Source organism: Alicycliphilus sp. T452, assembly GCF_054512775.1.
The window spans coordinates 42,058-56,924 of record NZ_JBTNEH010000027.1 but is presented as its reverse complement, the minus strand read 5'-3'; the positions used below and the strand labels follow the sequence as shown (position 1 = coordinate 56,924).

The 14,867-nt window shown below is 70.9% G+C and carries 13 protein-coding genes, 1 other RNA gene and 1 pseudogene; 6 read left to right on the top strand and 9 right to left on the bottom strand.

The genetic code is table 11. The annotated features are described in order from the left end of the window. Window positions 1-709 (top strand): electron transfer flavoprotein subunit alpha/FixB family protein (locus tag ACX12L_RS19485; protein WP_459264096.1); only part of this gene is annotated, 709 nt, incomplete at its 5' end. Between the two features lie 100 nt (window positions 710-809). On the opposite strand, the gene aliA is transcribed toward ACX12L_RS19485, so the two are convergent. From aliA to badH, 4 genes are read right to left on the bottom strand one after another with little or no spacing between them, the layout of a single operon-like run. Beyond that, the gene (gene aliA / locus ACX12L_RS19480; protein WP_459264095.1) at window positions 810-2,465 is read right to left on the bottom strand and encodes a cyclohexanecarboxylate-CoA ligase; all 1,656 of its coding nucleotides are present in this window, start codon (window positions 2,463-2,465) and stop codon (window positions 810-812) included. Window positions 2,466-2,500: 35 nt separating this feature from the next. Beyond that, entirely contained in the window at window positions 2,501-3,658 is a 1,158-nt protein-coding gene (aliB, locus tag ACX12L_RS19475) for a cyclohexanecarboxyl-CoA dehydrogenase (protein WP_459264094.1), read from the bottom strand. 19 nt (window positions 3,659-3,677) lie between these two features. After that, window positions 3,678-4,460 carry a 2-ketocyclohexanecarboxyl-CoA hydrolase gene (badI, locus tag ACX12L_RS19470; protein WP_459264093.1) on the bottom strand — a complete coding sequence of 261 codons (783 nt, stop codon included), beginning with the start codon at window positions 4,458-4,460 and terminating at the stop codon, window positions 3,678-3,680. A gap of 45 nt (window positions 4,461-4,505) precedes the next feature. Then, a complete protein-coding gene (gene badH / locus ACX12L_RS19465; protein WP_459264092.1) occupies window positions 4,506-5,273 on the bottom strand; it encodes a 2-hydroxycyclohexanecarboxyl-CoA dehydrogenase in 768 nt (255 codons plus the stop codon). Window positions 5,274-5,404: 131 nt separating this feature from the next. Here badH and ACX12L_RS19460 point away from each other — a divergent pair. Beyond that, window positions 5,405-5,905 (top strand): annotated as a pseudogene (locus ACX12L_RS19460) (MarR family winged helix-turn-helix transcriptional regulator); the annotation flags it as partial. Window positions 5,906-5,913: 8 nt separating this feature from the next. On the opposite strand, the gene ACX12L_RS19455 reads toward ACX12L_RS19460, so the two are convergent. The 3 genes from ACX12L_RS19455 to cysK all read right to left on the bottom strand — a co-directional run bounded on the left by ACX12L_RS19455 (window position 5,914) and on the right by cysK (window position 9,883). Next, entirely contained in the window at window positions 5,914-7,683 is a 1,770-nt protein-coding gene (locus ACX12L_RS19455) for an NAD(P)/FAD-dependent oxidoreductase (RefSeq protein ID WP_459264091.1), read from the bottom strand. Window positions 7,684-7,769: 86 nt separating this feature from the next. After that, the gene (locus ACX12L_RS19450) at window positions 7,770-8,930 is read right to left on the bottom strand and encodes a J domain-containing protein (protein ID WP_459264090.1); all 1,161 of its coding nucleotides are present in this window, start codon (window positions 8,928-8,930) and stop codon (window positions 7,770-7,772) included. A 35-nt stretch (window positions 8,931-8,965) separates the two neighbouring features. Continuing rightward, the gene (gene cysK / locus ACX12L_RS19445; RefSeq protein ID WP_459264089.1) at window positions 8,966-9,883 is read right to left on the bottom strand and encodes a cysteine synthase A; all 918 of its coding nucleotides are present in this window, start codon (window positions 9,881-9,883) and stop codon (window positions 8,966-8,968) included. A gap of 166 nt (window positions 9,884-10,049) precedes the next feature. On the opposite strand from cysK, the gene ACX12L_RS19440 reads away from it, so the two are divergent. After that, on the top strand, window positions 10,050-10,220 hold the full coding sequence (locus tag ACX12L_RS19440; RefSeq protein WP_183043450.1) for a hypothetical protein: 171 nt from the start codon (window positions 10,050-10,052) through the stop codon (window positions 10,218-10,220). Between the two features lie 15 nt (window positions 10,221-10,235). Next, window positions 10,236-10,673: RNase P RNA component class A (gene rnpB / locus ACX12L_RS19435), an RNA gene on the top strand. A gap of 42 nt (window positions 10,674-10,715) precedes the next feature. On the opposite strand, the gene ACX12L_RS19430 is transcribed toward rnpB, so the two are convergent. Both ACX12L_RS19430 and ACX12L_RS19425 read right to left on the bottom strand, forming a co-directional pair. Then, window positions 10,716-11,441, bottom strand: a complete 726-nt coding sequence (locus ACX12L_RS19430) for an RNA pseudouridine synthase (protein ID WP_459264088.1) — start codon at window positions 11,439-11,441, stop codon at window positions 10,716-10,718. After that, on the bottom strand, window positions 11,434-13,128 hold the full coding sequence (locus ACX12L_RS19425) for an MBL fold metallo-hydrolase (RefSeq protein WP_459264087.1): 1,695 nt from the start codon (window positions 13,126-13,128) through the stop codon (window positions 11,434-11,436). Before ACX12L_RS19425 ends, ACX12L_RS19430 begins: the two co-directional genes overlap by 8 nt. Before the next feature lie 83 nt (window positions 13,129-13,211). Here ACX12L_RS19425 and dapF point away from each other — a divergent pair, with 83 nt between their 5' ends. Further along, window positions 13,212-14,090, top strand: a complete 879-nt coding sequence (dapF, locus tag ACX12L_RS19420; RefSeq protein WP_459264086.1) for a diaminopimelate epimerase — start codon at window positions 13,212-13,214, stop codon at window positions 14,088-14,090. Continuing rightward, window positions 14,087-14,782 (top strand): DUF484 family protein, encoded by a 696-nt coding sequence (locus ACX12L_RS19415; protein ID WP_459264085.1) that lies wholly within the window; start codon window positions 14,087-14,089, stop codon window positions 14,780-14,782. The genes dapF and ACX12L_RS19415 overlap by 4 nt, the downstream gene beginning before the upstream one ends. Window positions 14,783-14,867 lie beyond the last annotated feature (85 nt).

Here is a 14,867-nt window from a genome sequence, read left to right as displayed (position 1 = left end):
CCAGATCCTGCAGATCGCCGGCAACTACAGCCACATCCTCTTCCCCGCCACGGCCGGCGGCAAGAACGCGGCCCCGCGCGTGGCCGCCAGGCTCGACGTGGCGCAGATCAGCGACATCACCAAAGTCGTGGCCGCCGACACCTTCGAGCGCCCCATCTACGCCGGCAACGCCATCGCCACCGTGCAAAGCGGCGACAGCGTCAAAGTCATCACCGTGCGCACCACGGGCTTCGACGCTGCGGCCGCCACGGGCGGCGCGGCGCAAGTCGAAACCACGGCCGCCGTGGCCGACAGCGGCAAAAGCAGCTTCGTGGGCAGCGAAATCGCCAAGAGCGACCGGCCCGAACTCACGGCCGCCAAGATCATCGTCTCGGGCGGTCGGGCGCTGGGCAGCAGCGAGAAATTCCAGGAAGTCATCACCCCGCTGGCCGACAAGCTGGGCGCGGCCATCGGCGCGAGCCGCGCGGCTGTGGACGCGGGCTACGCGCCCAACGACCTGCAGGTGGGGCAGACGGGCAAGATCGTGGCGCCGCAGCTGTACATCGCCTGCGGCATCTCGGGGGCGATCCAGCACCTGGCGGGCATGAAGGACAGCAAGGTGATCGTGGCCATCAACAAGGACCCGGAGGCGCCGATCTTCGGCGTGGCCGACTACGGGCTGGAGGCCGATCTGTTCCAGGCCGTGCCGGAGCTGGCCAAGGCGCTGTAAAGGCGTCCCCAGGATCGATTTTCAGGCAAAACGGCTTGCAGCGCTTGTATATCAAGCGCTGCAAGCTATTTTTTTGAGAGCGAACGCACCCTGGGAGGCTTCAGTTCGCGGCGCTGCCTGCATCCTGCTGCAGCATCTCGCGCAGCCTGAATTTCTGGATCTTTCCGGACGGCGTGGCGGGCATGGCCTCCCTGACCACCAGCTTTTCCGGGATGTACTGCAGGGCCACCTTCTGGCTCTTCAGGAATTCCACGATGGCGGGCAGGTCGATGCTCTGGCCGGGCTTGGGCACCACCACGGCGCAGGCGCGCTCGCCCAGGCGCTCGTCGGGGTAGGCCACGATGGCGGCCATGGCGATGGCGGGGTGCTTGTAGAGCAGGGACTCGATCTCCACCACGGGGATGTTCTCGCCGCCGCGGATGATCACGTCCTTGCTGCGGCCCGTGATGCGCACGTAGCCGCGCTCGTCGATGCGGGCTAGGTCGCCGGTGTCGAACCAGTCGCCCTCGTCGGTGCCGTTGAGCTGGGCGCGCTTCAGGTAGCCGCCGAAGTTCGAGCACGCGCGCAGCAGCAGCCGGCCCGGCTCGCCGGGCGGCAGGGCGCGGCCGTCCACGCCGGCCACCTTGATCTCCACGCCCGGCAGCGGGCAGCCGTCGGTGTGGACGGAGCGCTCGTCGTCGTCGTCGAGCCGCGTGAGGGTCACCGCGCCGTTCTCGGTCATGCCCCAGGCCGAGACCACCTTGGCGCCCAGCGCGGAGCGCGCCTGCTCCACCAGCGGCCCGGGGATGGGCGCGCCGGCGCACAGGAAGGTGCGCAGCGTGGGCACGCCCTGCCCGGACTCGGCCACCGTGCGCGCCAGGTCGGTCAGGAAGGGCGTGGACGCCATGGTGAAGGTGGCCCGCTCGGCCTGGATCAGCGCAACGGCCTTCTTCGGCTCCCACACGTCCTGCAGCACGGCGCCGGCCTGCAGCAGCACGGGCATCATCAGCCCGTACATGAAGCCGGTCTGGTGCGCCATGGGCGAGGCCATGAGGATGGTGTCGTCCGCGCCCAGGCGCAGACGCTCGGCGTAGGGGACGATGTTGGAGAACAGCGTGTTGGCCGAGTGCATCACGCCCTTGGGCTCGCCCGTGGTGCCCGAGGTGTAGATGAGCTGGGTCACGTCGTCCGGGCCGGGGCGGCTGCGCGTGAGGATGTCCTGCGCGTCGGCCTCCTTCTCCCATTCGGGGCCGGACAGCAGCGCCTCGAAGCTGTTGGCGCCGCTGCCGCCCACGACCACCAGGTGCCTGAGGTCCGGCAGGCTGGGCTGCAGCGCGGCGAGCATGGCCTCGAAGTCGAAGCCGCGGAAGGCCTTGGGCGCGATCATGACCTTGGCCTCGCCGTGCCGGAGCATGAACGACAGCTCGCGCTCGCGGAAGATGTGCATCAGCGGGTTCATCACCGCGCCGATGCGCGAGCACGCCAGGTACACCAGCGTGAATTGCCACCAGTTGGGCAGCTGGCAGGCCACCACGTCGTTACGGCCCACGCCCAGGCGTGCCAGGCCCACGGCGATGCGGTCGGCCATCTGCGCGAGCTCGCGGTAGCTGAAGCGGCGCATGGCGCCCGACTCCACCTGCAGCGCGGACAGCGCGGGCCTGTCGGGACAGGCGGCCACGCAGGCGTCCAGGTAGTCGTTGATGGTGCGGTCGCGCCACAGGCCCTGGGCGGTCATGCGGGCGCGGCGCGGGGGCAGCAGTACGGCGTCGAATTCCATGGTTTGTCTCCTTCGGTGTCGTGTGCCGCGCTCTTTCAGGCGGGCACGTTCCTGCGCCCGGCACGGGCGCGGGCGATGATGGTCTTCATGATCTGGGCCGTGCCGTCGCCGATCTGGTAACCGAGCACGTCGCGCAGGCGCTGCTCCATCGGGCCGCGGTCGTAGCCGCCGTGGCCGAAGCACAGCAGGCACTGGTGGATCACGTCGTAGGCCAGCTTGGGCCCCCACCACTTGGCCATGCCGGCCTCCGCGGAATGGGGCAGGCCCTTGTCCTTGAGCCACAGGCCCTGCAGGCTGAGCAGCCGCGCGCCCTCCACCTCGGTATCGAATGCCGCCAGCGGATGCGTGACGCCCTGGAAGGCCGAGAGCGGCTGGCCGAACGCCTCGCGCTGCGTGATGTACTGCCAGGTTTCCTCCAGCGCGGCCCGCGCCACCGCCAGGCAGCTCAGGCCGATCAGCGAGCGCGAGTAGTCGAAGCCCTGCATCACCTGGACGAAGCCCTTGTTCTCGTCGCCCAGGCGGTGGTTCGCCGGCACGCGCACGTTCTCGAAGAAGATGGAGCCGCGGCCGATCGCGCGCTGCCCATGGCAGTCGAAGCGGTTGGTGGTGATGCCCGGGGTGTCCATGGGGACCAGCAGGGCCGTCACGCCATGGGCCCCGTCCTCGGGCCTGCCCGTGCGCCCGAAGACCACGGCGATGTCGGCCTGGTCGGCGGCCGAGATGGAGGTCTTCTCGCCGTTGATGACGTAGGAGTCGCCGCTGCGCTCGATGCGCAGGCGCAGGTTGGCGGCGTCGGAGCCGCCGCGGGGCTCGGTCAGCGCGATGGCGCACAGGGCCTCCCCCGAGACCAGCCTGCGCAGCCACGGGCCGACCACCTCGGGGTCGCCATAGCGCGAGAGGATCTGCCCGTTGAGGGAGGACAGGAGGTTCAGGTAGGAAACGCTCAGGTCGGCGCGCGCGATCTCCTCGTGGATGACGCCCGCGGCCAGGCAGCCCATGTCCAGGCCACCGAACCGCTCGGGCAGTTCGGGGCACAGGAAGCCGAGCTCTCCCATTTCGCGCATCAGCGCGCGGTCGAGCGTCCGGGTCTTGTCGCGCTCCAGGAAGCCCGGCGCCACGCGCTCCTGGGCGAAGCGCCGCGCGGTCCCGGCCAGCGCCTGCAGGTCTTCGTTGATGTAGGGGTTCGGGCTCATCGCGGCTCTCCGGGGCGCCTTACCTGGCGTACTTGCGGAACTCGGGCTTGCGCTTTTCCTTGAGCGCGGTCACGCCCTCGCGCGACTCCTCGGTGTCGTAGAACAGCTTGAGCGCGTACATGCCCATGCCGGCGATGCCCGCCTGGTGCGCCGTGTCCATGTTGAAGCTGCGCTTGGCGATGGCCAGCGCCGTGGGGCTGCGCTCGCACAGCTCCTCGCCGATCTTCTGCACCTCGGCGTCGAGCTGGTCGTGCGGCACGCAGAAGTTGGCCAGGCCCATGGCCACGGCCTCGGCGCCGCTGTAGCGGCGGTTCAGGTACCAGATCTCGCGCGCCTTCTTCTCGCCCACCACGCGCGCCAGGAAGGCCGTGCCGTAGCCCGGGTCCACCGAGCCCATCTTGGGGCCGACCTGGCCGAACTGGGCCTTGTCCGAGCAGATGGTCAGGTCGCAGATGGTGGCGAGCACGTTGCCGCCGCCGATGGCGTAGCCCTGCACGCGCGCGATCACGGGCTTGGGCACGTCGCGGATGGCGGTGTGCAGCTCCTCCATCGGCAGGCCGATGGTGCCGCGCCCGTCGTAGTTGCCGTCGTGCGCGGACTGGTCGCCGCCGGTGCAGAAGGCCCGGTCGCCCGCGCCGGCCAGCACGATGGCGCCCACGTCACGGTCGTAGCCGGCCTTGTTCAGGGCCTTGATGAGCTCGTCGCAGGTGGTGCCGCGGAAGGCGTTCATCTTCTCGGGCCGGTTGATCGTGATCCAGGCCACGCCGTTCTTCACTTCGTACAGGATGTCTTCGAATTGCATGAGGTGCTCCTTGGGGAAAAAGAGGGGAGGGGAAGGGGGCCGGGGTCAGCCGTGCATGGTCAGGCCGCCGGAGACGCTGATGACCTGGCCGGTGATGAAGGAGGCGTCGTCGCTGCCGAAGAACACGATGGCGCTGGCCAGGTCCTCCGGCCGGCCCAGGCGGCCCATGGGGATGGCGCTCCTGAAGGCCTCGATGAGCTTGGCGGGGTCGCGCGCGCCCTCGGCCACGCCGGCCAGCAGGGCGGTGTCGGTCGGGCCGGGGCAGACCACGTTCACGTTGATGCCGTGGCGCGCATGCTCGCGCGCCAGTGTCTTGGACAGCGCCACCAGCCCGCCCTTGCAGGCGGAGTACACGGCCTCGCCCGAGGAGCCGCCGCGCGCGGCGTCCGAGGCCACGTTGACGATGTGGCCCGACCTGCGCTCGGACATGCCGGGCAGCACGGCGTGCAGCATGTGCAGCGCGCCGGTGAGGTTGATGGCGATCAGCCTGTCCCACTCGGCCGGCACGGTCTTGACGAAGGGCTTGAACACGTCCCAGCCGGCGTTGTTGACCAGCACGTTGACGGGGCCCAACTGGGCCCCGGTGGCGGCCACGGCGGCGTCCACCTGGGCGCGGTCGGTGATGTCGCACCGGAAGGCGGCGGCCTGGCCGCCCGCGGCGCGGATGCCGGCGGCCACCTCCTCGGCGGCGGCGGGGTTCATGTCGAACACCGCGACCTTGGCGCCCTCGGCCGCGAAACGGCGGCAGGTGGCGCTGCCGATGCCGCCGCCGCCGCCGGTCACGATGACGGTCTGGTTCTTGAGTCCTTGCATGTGCTCTATCTCCTGGTCGGTGGTTGCTCGTGCTTGGCGGTCACTGGCCCGCCATCGGTATTTATGTAAATATGTTGCCTATATTAAGCCTGCAATCGTGCAAAGGCAAGAGTTCGAATGGAAGGTGCATCATGGAAAACCAGAATAATGAGCGCGATGCTGCGCGTATGGAGCTGGCCAACAGGCTGTTCTTCAAACTGTATCAATGCGCAAACATGTTGCATAAAACAGGGTCGCGCGCCGTCGAGTCGGAAGGGCTGACCACGCAGCAGTGGGCGGTGCTGGGCGCGCTCTCGCGCGCCCCGGAGGGCATGAGCATCGGGGCGCTGGCGCGTTATCTGATGGTGAGCCGGCAGAACCTGGCGGGCCTGATCGGCCGCATGGAGCGCGAGGGCCACGTGCGCAGCGCGCCCGACGGGCGCGACCGGCGCTCACGCCTGGTGGCGATGACGCAGGAGGGGCGCACTACCTGGGAGCAGGGCGCCCAGGCCAAGATCGAGGACTACTACGCGCGGGCGCTGGAGGGTTTTTCGGCCAGCGACCAGGTGCACGCGCTGCACTACCTGCTGAAGCTGCTGGACAACATGCAGCGCATTGACGCCGCGCAGGGCGCGGACGAGGGGGACGGGCCGGGTGGAGTTCAGGCCGCGCCGCCCGAGCCGCGCGTGCCCGAGGACGGCAGCGGCAGGCCCAGCATGGCGCAGGCCACGGCCTCGCCGACCTTGATGCCGTCCACGCCGGCGGACAGGATGCCGCCCGCGTAGCCCGCGCCCTCGCCCGCGGGGTACAGGCCGGGGGTGTTCAGGCTCTGGAAGTCCTCGCCGCGGTCGATGCGCAGCGGGGCGGAGGTGCGCGTCTCCACGCCCGTGAGCACGGCGTCCGCCATGTCGTAGCCGCGGATCTTGCGCGCGAACGCGGGCAGGGCCTCGCGCATGGCCTCGGTGGCGTAGGCGGGCAGGGCGTCGTCCATGCTGGCCAGGGTCACGCCGGGCTTGTAGGAGGGCTCCACCTCGCCCAATGCCGTGGAGGCGCGGCGCGCGAGGAAGTCGCCCACGCGCTGCGCCGGGGCGTTGTAGTCGCCGCCGCCCAGCGCGAAGGCCCGCGATTCGAGCTGGCGCTGCAGCACGACGCCGGCCAGCGGGTGCGTCTGGCCCGGGGGCAGGGCCTCCACGCCATGGGTGGCGCCCAGCAGCGCCTCGAAGACGGCGGGGTCGCGCGGATAGTCGCGCGGGTCCACGCCCACCACCATGCCGGCGTTGGCGTTGCGCTCGGCGCGCGAATACTGGCTCATGCCGTTGGTCACCACGCGCCCGGGCTCGCTGGTGGCGGCCACCACGGTGCCGCCGGGGCACATGCAGAAGCTGTAGACGGTGCGCCCGCGTGCTTGTCCGTTTTGGGCGTGGTGCACCAGCTTGTAGTCGGCAGCGCCCAGCAGGGGGTGGCCCGCATGCTTGCCCCAGCGCGCGCGGTCGATCACGCCTTGCGGGTGCTCTATGCGCACGCCCACCGAGAACGGCTTGGCCTGCATGGCCACGCCGCGCGCGTGCAGCATGGCGAAGCCGTCGCGCGCGCTGTGGCCCAGGGCCAGCACGGCGTGCGACGTGGCGAGCTCGCTCTCCTGCCCCGTGCGCAGGTCGAGCACGCGCAGGGCGCGCAGGTGGCGGCCCTCCAGCAGCACGTCGGTCACGCGCTGCTCGAAGCGCACTTCGCCGCCCAGGGCGATGATCTGCGCGCGCAGCGCCTGCACCATCTTCACCAGCCGGAAGGTGCCGATGTGCGGGTGCGCCGTGTACAGGATCTCGGGCGGCGCGCCCGCGGCGACGAACTCCTGCAGCACCTTGCGCCCCAGGTGGCGCGGGTCCTTGATCTGGCTGTAGAGCTTGCCGTCCGAGAACGTGCCGGCGCCGCCCTCGCCGAACTGCACGTTGCTCTCGGGGTTGAGCTCGCGCCTGCGCCACAGGCCCCAGGTGTCCCGGGTGCGCTCGCGCACGGCCTTGCCGCGTTCGAGCACGATGGGCGCCAGGCCCATCTGCGCCAGCACCAGAGCGGCGAAGATGCCGCAGGGGCCGAAGCCCACGACCACGGGGCGCTCCATGCCTGCGGCCGGGGCATGGCCCACGGGGCGCCAGGCCATGTCGGGCGTGGGCTGGATGTGCGGGTCGGCGGCGTGGCGCGCCAGCAGCGCGCTCTCCTGCGCCGGGTCGGCCAGCGCCACGTCGACGATGTACACGGCCAGCAGGTCGGCCTTGCGCGCGTCGAAGCTGCGCTTGTGGACCTGCAGCGCGGCGATGGCGCCGCCGTCCACGCCCAGCGCCTGCGCGGCCAGGGCGCGCAGGGCGGCTTCGGGGTGCCGTTCGGGTTCGAGGGGCAGGGCGGCCAGGGGCAGGCGCAGTTCGGAGAGGCGGAGCATGGCTTGTGGCGATCAAGCAAAGGGTTTGTAATGAAAAGTGGCTGTAGCGCTTGTGTGGAAAGCGCTGGAAGCTATCGTTTTTGATTCTACCGGCCCATCAGGTCGAGCAGGTCGCCGGGGAAATCGTCCTGTTCGCGCAGCGCGGCGCGCTGCTCCTTGAGCCAGGGCTTGAGTTCCGCCGGGTCGTCCCGCAGCGTGCGTATCTGCTGGCGCAGGTGCTGGATGTCCGCCTGCAGGTACTGGATGCCCGCGCGCAGGTGGCCCATGAGCTTGGCGGGCTTGTGGCGGCGCCACGGGTCGAGCCCGAACTCCTCGCAGAGTCCGTCTTCGACGGCCCGCACCTCGCGCTGCAACTCGCCCAGCTGTTCGGCCAGCACGCGGTTGTAGTGCTTGAGGCGTTCCTCGCCCAGGCTGGCGATGTGCGCGGGGTCGATCTGCTCGGCCTCCAGCTGCAGCTGCAGCAGGTCGAGCAGGCGGTTGGCGGCGTAGGCCTGGTTCACGCGCTGCATGAGCGCGGTCTTGCGCTGGCGCTCGGCGGGGTCGGTTTCGCGGTCGGGGTGCAGGCTGCTTGCGAGCTTGCGGTAGATCTCGCGCACCGACTGGCTGGCCTGCCTGGCTTCCTCCTGCGCCTTGCGCTCGCGGGCGCCGGGCTTTTTCCTGCGGCGCTCGGCCTGGTGGGCTTCGCGGGCGCGCTCGGCCTGGGCCTGCCGCTCGCGCATCTGTTCGTCGACATGGCGCGCGATGTCCTCGGGCGAGTCCAGGTCGACGCCTTCGAGGTCCAGGCCGAACACCTCCTGCGCCATGGTGCGCGCCAGCGTCCTGGCGGCTTCTTCGGCCTCGGCTTGCCCGGCGTCGAAGTCGGCCTGGGCGTAGCGGTTGTAGAGCGCCTTCATCGCCGCGCGCGTGGCCTCGTCGCGCGCGCTGTCGGCCAGGCCGGCGGCCAGGGCGGCGATGGCTTCGCCCAGGGTGGCGCGGTCGGCCTTGGAGAGCTTGCGCGGCGAGGCGTCGGTGTCGAGCCACTGCGCCAGCTCGCACAGCAGCGCGTGGTGCGTGGCGAGCAGCGGCGCGTATTCGCTGGCGTGGCGCGCGCGGCAGGCCGTGGCGGCCTCGTCCCAGGCGGTGAGCAGTTCGCGCTGCGCGGCGATGCGCTGCACCTGGGTGTTGAACTTCTTCTGCTGGGGACTGAGGGGCGCCGCGGAGTCTGCGGCGCCGATGTGGATGGGGGCGTTGCGGGAGGGGGCGGGCATGGGGGCGATTGTGCCCGCCCCCTTTCCCGCGCGGGTCAGGCCGGCAGGAAGCCCTCGACCGACAGGTAGCGCTCGCCCGTGTCGTAGTTGAAACCCAGCACGCGCGCGCCCTTGGGCAGGTCGGGCAGCTTCTGCGCGATGGCCGCCAGCGTGGCGCCCGAGGAGATGCCTACCAGCAGCCCTTCCTCGCGCGCGGCGCGGCGTGCGTATTCGCGCGCGGGCTCGGCATCGACCTGGATCACGCCGTCCAGCAGGCTGGTGTCCAGGTTCTTGGGGATGAAGCCCGCGCCCAGGCCCTGGATGGGATGGGGGCCGGGCGCGCCGCCCGAGATCACGGGCGAGAGCGAGGGCTCGACGGCGAACACCTTGAGCTGCGGGAACTTGGCCTTGAGCACGCGCGCGCAACCCGTCAGGTGCCCGCCCGTGCCCACGCCGGTGATGAGCACGTCGATGCCTTCGGGAAAGTCCGCCAGGATCTCCTGCGCCGTGGTGCGCGCATGCACGTCGGCGTTGGCGGGGTTGTCGAACTGCTGGGGAATCCATGCGCCGGGCGTCTGCGCGGCCAGTTCCTCGGCGCGGGCGATGGCGCCCTTCATGCCCTTTTCCTTGGGCGTGAGGTCGAACTGCGCGCCATAGGCCAGCATCAGGCGGCGGCGCTCGATGCTCATGCTGTCGGGCATGACCAGGATCAGCTTGTAGCCCTTGACGGCGGCCACCAGCGCCAGGCCGATGCCGGTGTTGCCGCTGGTGGGCTCGATGATGGTGCCGCCGGGCTTGAGGGCGCCGGACCTCTCGGCGTCCTCCACCATGGCCAGCGCGATGCGGTCCTTCACCGAGCCGCCGGGGTTGGCGCGCTCGGACTTGACCCACACGTTGGCGCCGGGGCCGAACAGGCGGTTGATGCGGATATGGGGGGTGTTGCCAATGGTTTGCAGGACGTTGTCGGCTCGCATGGTGTCTCCGGAAAAAGAGGTGGAAATCCGCCGGCACAGCGGGATGCAGACGCCGATTGTGGAGGACTTGTCGTGCCGCGTCGCGATATCGATATGTCGCAGCCGTGATATGCGCATGGTCCATGCGCAGCACAATGGAGGGATCGTCATCGACAGGCCAGACACCATGACCCTTCTGCAGTCCACCATGCTCATGCTCACCGCCAGCTGCGCGCTGCTGCTCATAGGCTTTTCCGCGCGCGAGTCGCGCTGGGGTCCGGTGCTGATGATGCTGGGCATCGTGGGCTCGCTCCTGATCATTGCCTACAACATCTATGAACAGCTGCCCGCGCGGTGAGACAATGGCGGCCGTGAAGCACGCCAGACCGCCGCTGGTGCGCGCTTGAGAAGGCCGCACTGGAGGAACGTCCGGACTGCACAGGGCAGCGTAGCAGCTAACGGCTGTCCACCGTGAGGTGAGGATCAGAGCAACAGAGACGAGTCGAGGCAGGCAGCAAGCCACCGACGGTGTTCTATCGGTCGCCCGCGCAAGCGGGCACGGCTGGCGCAAGCCAGACGGTTTGCGGCGCAAGCCGCAAAGACCATAGCCACCCGAAGCGGGCGCCGCCCGCTTCGGGTGAAACGGGCAATCTCTACGCGCAGCAACACCAAGTAGGCACACGTTGACGGGGCCCCCGGAGTGTGCGGGTAGGTGGCATCGAGCCGGGTGGGCGACCCCCGGCCCAGAGTAATGGCGGTCACGCCCGGGCAACCGGGCGCACAGAATCCGGCTTATCGGCGCGCTTCACACTTTTTCATCGCCGGCTCCCCCAGAGGGGGCCGTTCCGCTCTTTCAGAACCGTTCCCAGGGCTGCAGGTAGCGCCACTGCCCTTCGGGCAGGCGCGCCAGCGGCAGGCGGCCCATGCGTATGCGCCGCACGCCCAGCACGCGCAGGCCCACGGCGGCGCACAGCTCGGGGATGTGCGCCATGTCCACGCCCTTGAGCGCCAGGCGCAGGTGGGTCTCGTTCTGCCAACTGGCCTTGAGGTGCGGCGCGGCCGGGCCGCCGTGGTGCGGCAGGTTGCGGCCCAGGGCCTGCAGGCCGTCGGGCGCGATCCGGCCTTCCACGTGCACGATGCATTCCTGCTCCAGCAGCGCCATGTCCTCGGCCAGCCGGCGCGCGATGCGCCGCTCCTGCGTGTAGACCGCCAGCCCGCTGGCGCCGGCGGGCAGCGGCGCGGCGCATTCGAGCGCGCGCAGGTGGCGGCGCAGCACGCGCGTGCCGGGCGGGTCGAGCTCGGCCGCGTGGCGCTCGGCGCGCAGGCATTCCTGGGCATCCGCATTGGCGGGCCGGTGCAGCAGCAGGGTGACCGGGCGCAGGTCGAGCAGGTTGGCGTCGCTCGCCAGGGCCACGGCCTGCGCGGGCGCGACGCGCGCCGCGGGCTCCTCGACGACTTGGCCGTCCACCGACACCCAGCCGCCTTCGATGTACTGCTCGGCCGTGGCGCGCGAGCAGCCCAGCTGCTGCGCCACGCGCTTGGCCAGGCGCACGGCCTCGCCGGCGCCGGCTTCAGTCATTGCCCGGCTCCAGCATGCGGATGCGCTCCACGTGCGCGAGCAGCGAGCGCTGCGCCACGGGCCACATGCGCGGCGGCACGTCGTCGTAGGCCAGGCGCACCCAGTCGTCCATGCTGCCATCGGGCTGGGCCTGCATGGCGGCCAGCACCTTGGCTTCGCGCGCCAGGCGGTGGGCCTTCAGGCGCGCGATTGCGGCGCGCGCCTCGCCCAGCACGTAGCCGTGCGCGGGCAGGATGAATTCCACGCCGTGCTCGGCGCACAGGGCGTCCAGGCGGTCGAGCGAATCGAGGTAGTCGGCCATGTTGCCGTCGGGCGGGTCGATGACCGTGGTGCTGCCGTTGAGGACGTGGTCGCCCGAGAACAGCAGCCCGTCCTCGCGCAGCAGCAGGCACAGGTGGTTGGCCGCGTGGCCGGGGGTGTGCACCACCTGCAGGGTATGGGTGATTTTGGCATCCGGCCCTTGCCCGGCAAGCGCGAGCAGCTCTCCATCCTGTAGCGGCCGGTCGGGTGTGAACTGGCTGGCCGCGCGCGCCGTGGGGGCCGAGGGCAGGCCCAGGACGGGTGGCCTGGGGCGCCCGTGCGCCGCCACCATGGCCTGCAGCGGCGCGGCGCCGGGCGAATGGTCGGGGTGCGAATGGGTGCACGCGATGATGCGGATGTCGCCGCCCGCGGCGCGCCACAGCCGCTCCAGGTGCTCCAGGTCGGCCGGGCCGGGGTCGATGGCGATGTAGCCCGTGCCGGGGTCGCCCACCAGGTAGCTGTTGGTGCCGGGGCCGGTCATCACGCCGGGGTTGGGCGCGGTCAGGCGCTGCACGTTCCTGAGCAGGGGCACGGGCGTCTCGCTCTGCCAGTCCAGCACATGCTCGCAGCGGCCCGTGGGCGTGACCAGGGCCAGCTCGCCGTAGGGCGGCTCGTGCTCCATGAAGCGCGCCTCCTTGCCCGCGAGCATGCCCGAGCGCGGGCTGCTGGCCCACAGGGGCTTTTCGCCCGCCACGGCGGCCAGCACGGCGTCCACGTCGGCGAACTGCGCCAGGCGCTGCAGCGTGCGTATGGTGGGAAAGATCATGAAGAACTGCCCCGCCTCGTGGCGCGCCAGCGCGTCGGCCGGGCGCACCCACACGGGCTCGAACTGCTCGGATTCGTCGGCCACCGGCTCCTGCCCCGCGGGCATGCGCGCCACGAGGAAGGGCACGGCGAAGCGCTTGGGCAGGTTGCGGTCGCCCGTCCAGTGCGCGAGCTGGTACACGGCGTCAGCCGCCAGGCGCAGGCCGCGCGCGGCGCATTGCGCGGCGAACGCGGTGCCGGGCGCCGGCTTGCGCTCCAGGGCGGCGATGTCGGTGGCGTCGGCCCAGCTGCCGTCGGCGCGGCGCGCGAGCAGCACGCCCAGCTCCTCGAAGCTCTCGCGGATCGCGGCCATGGCGTCGGTCAGGCGCGCGGAGTCCTGCGCCGGGCGGTGCTCGGCCAGGGCGTGGCTGGCGGGGTCGGCGTCCTGCGGCTCGATGCCGCCGCCGGGGAAGACGTAGGCGCCGGGCACGAAGCTGGCCTTGTCCGAGCGGCGCGTCATCAGCACCTCCAGCGCGCTCGCGCCGCCGGGCTGGGGCGCGTCGCGCAGCAGCAGCACGGTGGCTGCGTCCAAGGGGGTGACGGGTTCGCGGTGGGGGTGGAGCTGTTGGTTCTGGCGTGGCATCGCCGCATTATCGGCAAGAGCGGCCCGCCAGGTGGCGGTGCCCGCCCGCGCGCGTGCGACGGATCGCGGCGGATAATCGCGCCATGCAGATCCGCTTCACCAAGATGCAGGGCGCGGGCAACGACTTCGTGGTGCTCGACGAGACCCGGGAGCGCCTGGGCCTCACGCCCGCGCAGTACCGCTTCCTGGCCGACCGCCACTTCGGCGTGGGGGCCGACCAGATCCTCACCGTGCGCCCCTCGCCCGCCGAGGGCATCGACTTCGAATACCTGATCCACAACGCCGACGGCGGCCAGGTGCAGCAGTGCGGCAACGGCGCGCGCTGCTTCGCGCGCTACGTGCGCGACAAGGGGCTCACCGCCAAGGACCGGATCCGCGTGCAGACCATGGCCGGCGTGATCGCGCCCGAGCTCACCGCCGACGGGCGCGTGACGGTGGACATGGGCCGCCCGGTGCTCGACCCCGCGCACCTGCCGTTCGACACCGCGGGCCTCGTGCCCGTGCCGCAGGGTTTTGTACAAAAATGGCCTCTGGCGCTGGATGGGCAAGCGCCGCAAGCTACCGTAATGGTAGTGGCCGTGTCCATGGGCAACCCGCATGCCGTGCAGCTGGTCGATGACGTGGACAGCGCCCCCGTGGCCCGCACCGGCCCGCTGATCGAGGGCCACCCGCGCTTTGCGCAGCGCGTGAACGCGGGCTACCTGCAGGTCGTGGGCCGCACCGAGGTGCGCCTGCGCGTGTACGAGCGCGGCGCGGGCGAGACCCTGGCCTGCGGCACGGGCGCCTGCGCGGCCGTGGTCGCGGGCGTGGGCCTGGGCCTGCTCGACGCGCGCGTGGACGTGCACACGCGCGGCGGCCTGCTCACCATCGCCTGGGCCGGCGGGTTGGATGACCCCGTGTTCATGACCGGCCCCGCCACCACCGTTTTCGAAGGCCAGATCGACATTCCCGAGACACCATGACCTCTTCCTCCTCCCCCGTTTCCCCCATCACCGAAGACGACATCGCGCATTTCCTGGCCAACACGCCGGGCTTCTTCGAGCGCCACGCCGAGCTGCTGGCCAGCGTCACCATCGCCAGCCCGCACGGCCAGCGCGCCGTGAGCCTGCACGAGCGCCAGGCGGAGATGCTGCGCGAGAAGATCAAGGGCCTGGAGCACCGCGTCATGGACATGGTGCGCCACGGCCACGAGAACGCCGCCATCGCCGACAGGATCCACCAGTGGTCGCGCCAGCTGCTGGCCGAGCGCGACGCGGCCGCGCTGCCGCAGGCCGTGGAGCAGGGCATGCAGGCCCTGTTCGACGTGCCGCAGGTCGCGCTGCGCCTGTGGGGCATGGCGCCCGGGCATGCCGGGCAGCCGTTCGCCCAGGGCGTGAGCGAGGACGTGCGCTCCTTCGCCTCGTCGCTGACCATGCCGTTCTGCGGCCCCAACCTGGGCTTCGAGGCCACGGCCTGGCTCGCGCAGGCCGGCCAGGTGCAGTCGCTGGCCCTGCTGCCGCTGCGGCGCGGCGCCATCGACAGCGCCGAGCAGCCCGCCTTCGGCCTGCTGGTGCTGGGCTCGCCCGATCCGCACCGCTTCGAGGCCACCATGGGCACGGAATTCCTCGCGCGCATGGCCGAGCTGGCCAGCGCTGCGCTGTCGCGGCTGCTTTGAAAAAGCGAGCTGTCTGCGCTTGCCTGAAGCCGGTTCAAGCATATTTTCATGTTGAATCCATTGAATGGCAAGCGCTGGCAGCTAT

Coding starts and splice junctions, on each gene's coding strand:
- badI (WP_459264093.1), bottom strand. CDS start 4,460: ATGCAATTCGAAGACATCCTGTACGAAGTGAAGAACGGCGTGGCCTGG.
- ACX12L_RS19415 (WP_459264085.1), top strand. CDS start 14,087: ATGACCTCTTCCTCCTCCCCCGTTTCCCCCATCACCGAAGACGACATC.
- ACX12L_RS19440 (WP_183043450.1), top strand. CDS start 10,050: ATGACCCTTCTGCAGTCCACCATGCTCATGCTCACCGCCAGCTGCGCG.
- aliA (WP_459264095.1), bottom strand. CDS start 2,465: ATGGAATTCGACGCCGTACTGCTGCCCCCGCGCCGCGCCCGCATGACC.
- badH (WP_459264092.1), bottom strand. CDS start 5,273: ATGCAAGGACTCAAGAACCAGACCGTCATCGTGACCGGCGGCGGCGGC.
- ACX12L_RS19450 (WP_459264090.1), bottom strand. CDS start 8,930: ATGCCCGCCCCCTCCCGCAACGCCCCCATCCACATCGGCGCCGCAGAC.
- cysK (WP_459264089.1), bottom strand. CDS start 9,883: ATGCGAGCCGACAACGTCCTGCAAACCATTGGCAACACCCCCCATATC.
- dapF (WP_459264086.1), top strand. CDS start 13,212: ATGCAGATCCGCTTCACCAAGATGCAGGGCGCGGGCAACGACTTCGTG.
- aliB (WP_459264094.1), bottom strand. CDS start 3,658: ATGAGCCCGAACCCCTACATCAACGAAGACCTGCAGGCGCTGGCCGGG.
- ACX12L_RS19430 (WP_459264088.1), bottom strand. CDS start 11,441: ATGACTGAAGCCGGCGCCGGCGAGGCCGTGCGCCTGGCCAAGCGCGTG.
- ACX12L_RS19425 (WP_459264087.1), bottom strand. CDS start 13,128: ATGCCACGCCAGAACCAACAGCTCCACCCCCACCGCGAACCCGTCACC.
- ACX12L_RS19455 (WP_459264091.1), bottom strand. CDS start 7,683: ATGCTCCGCCTCTCCGAACTGCGCCTGCCCCTGGCCGCCCTGCCCCTC.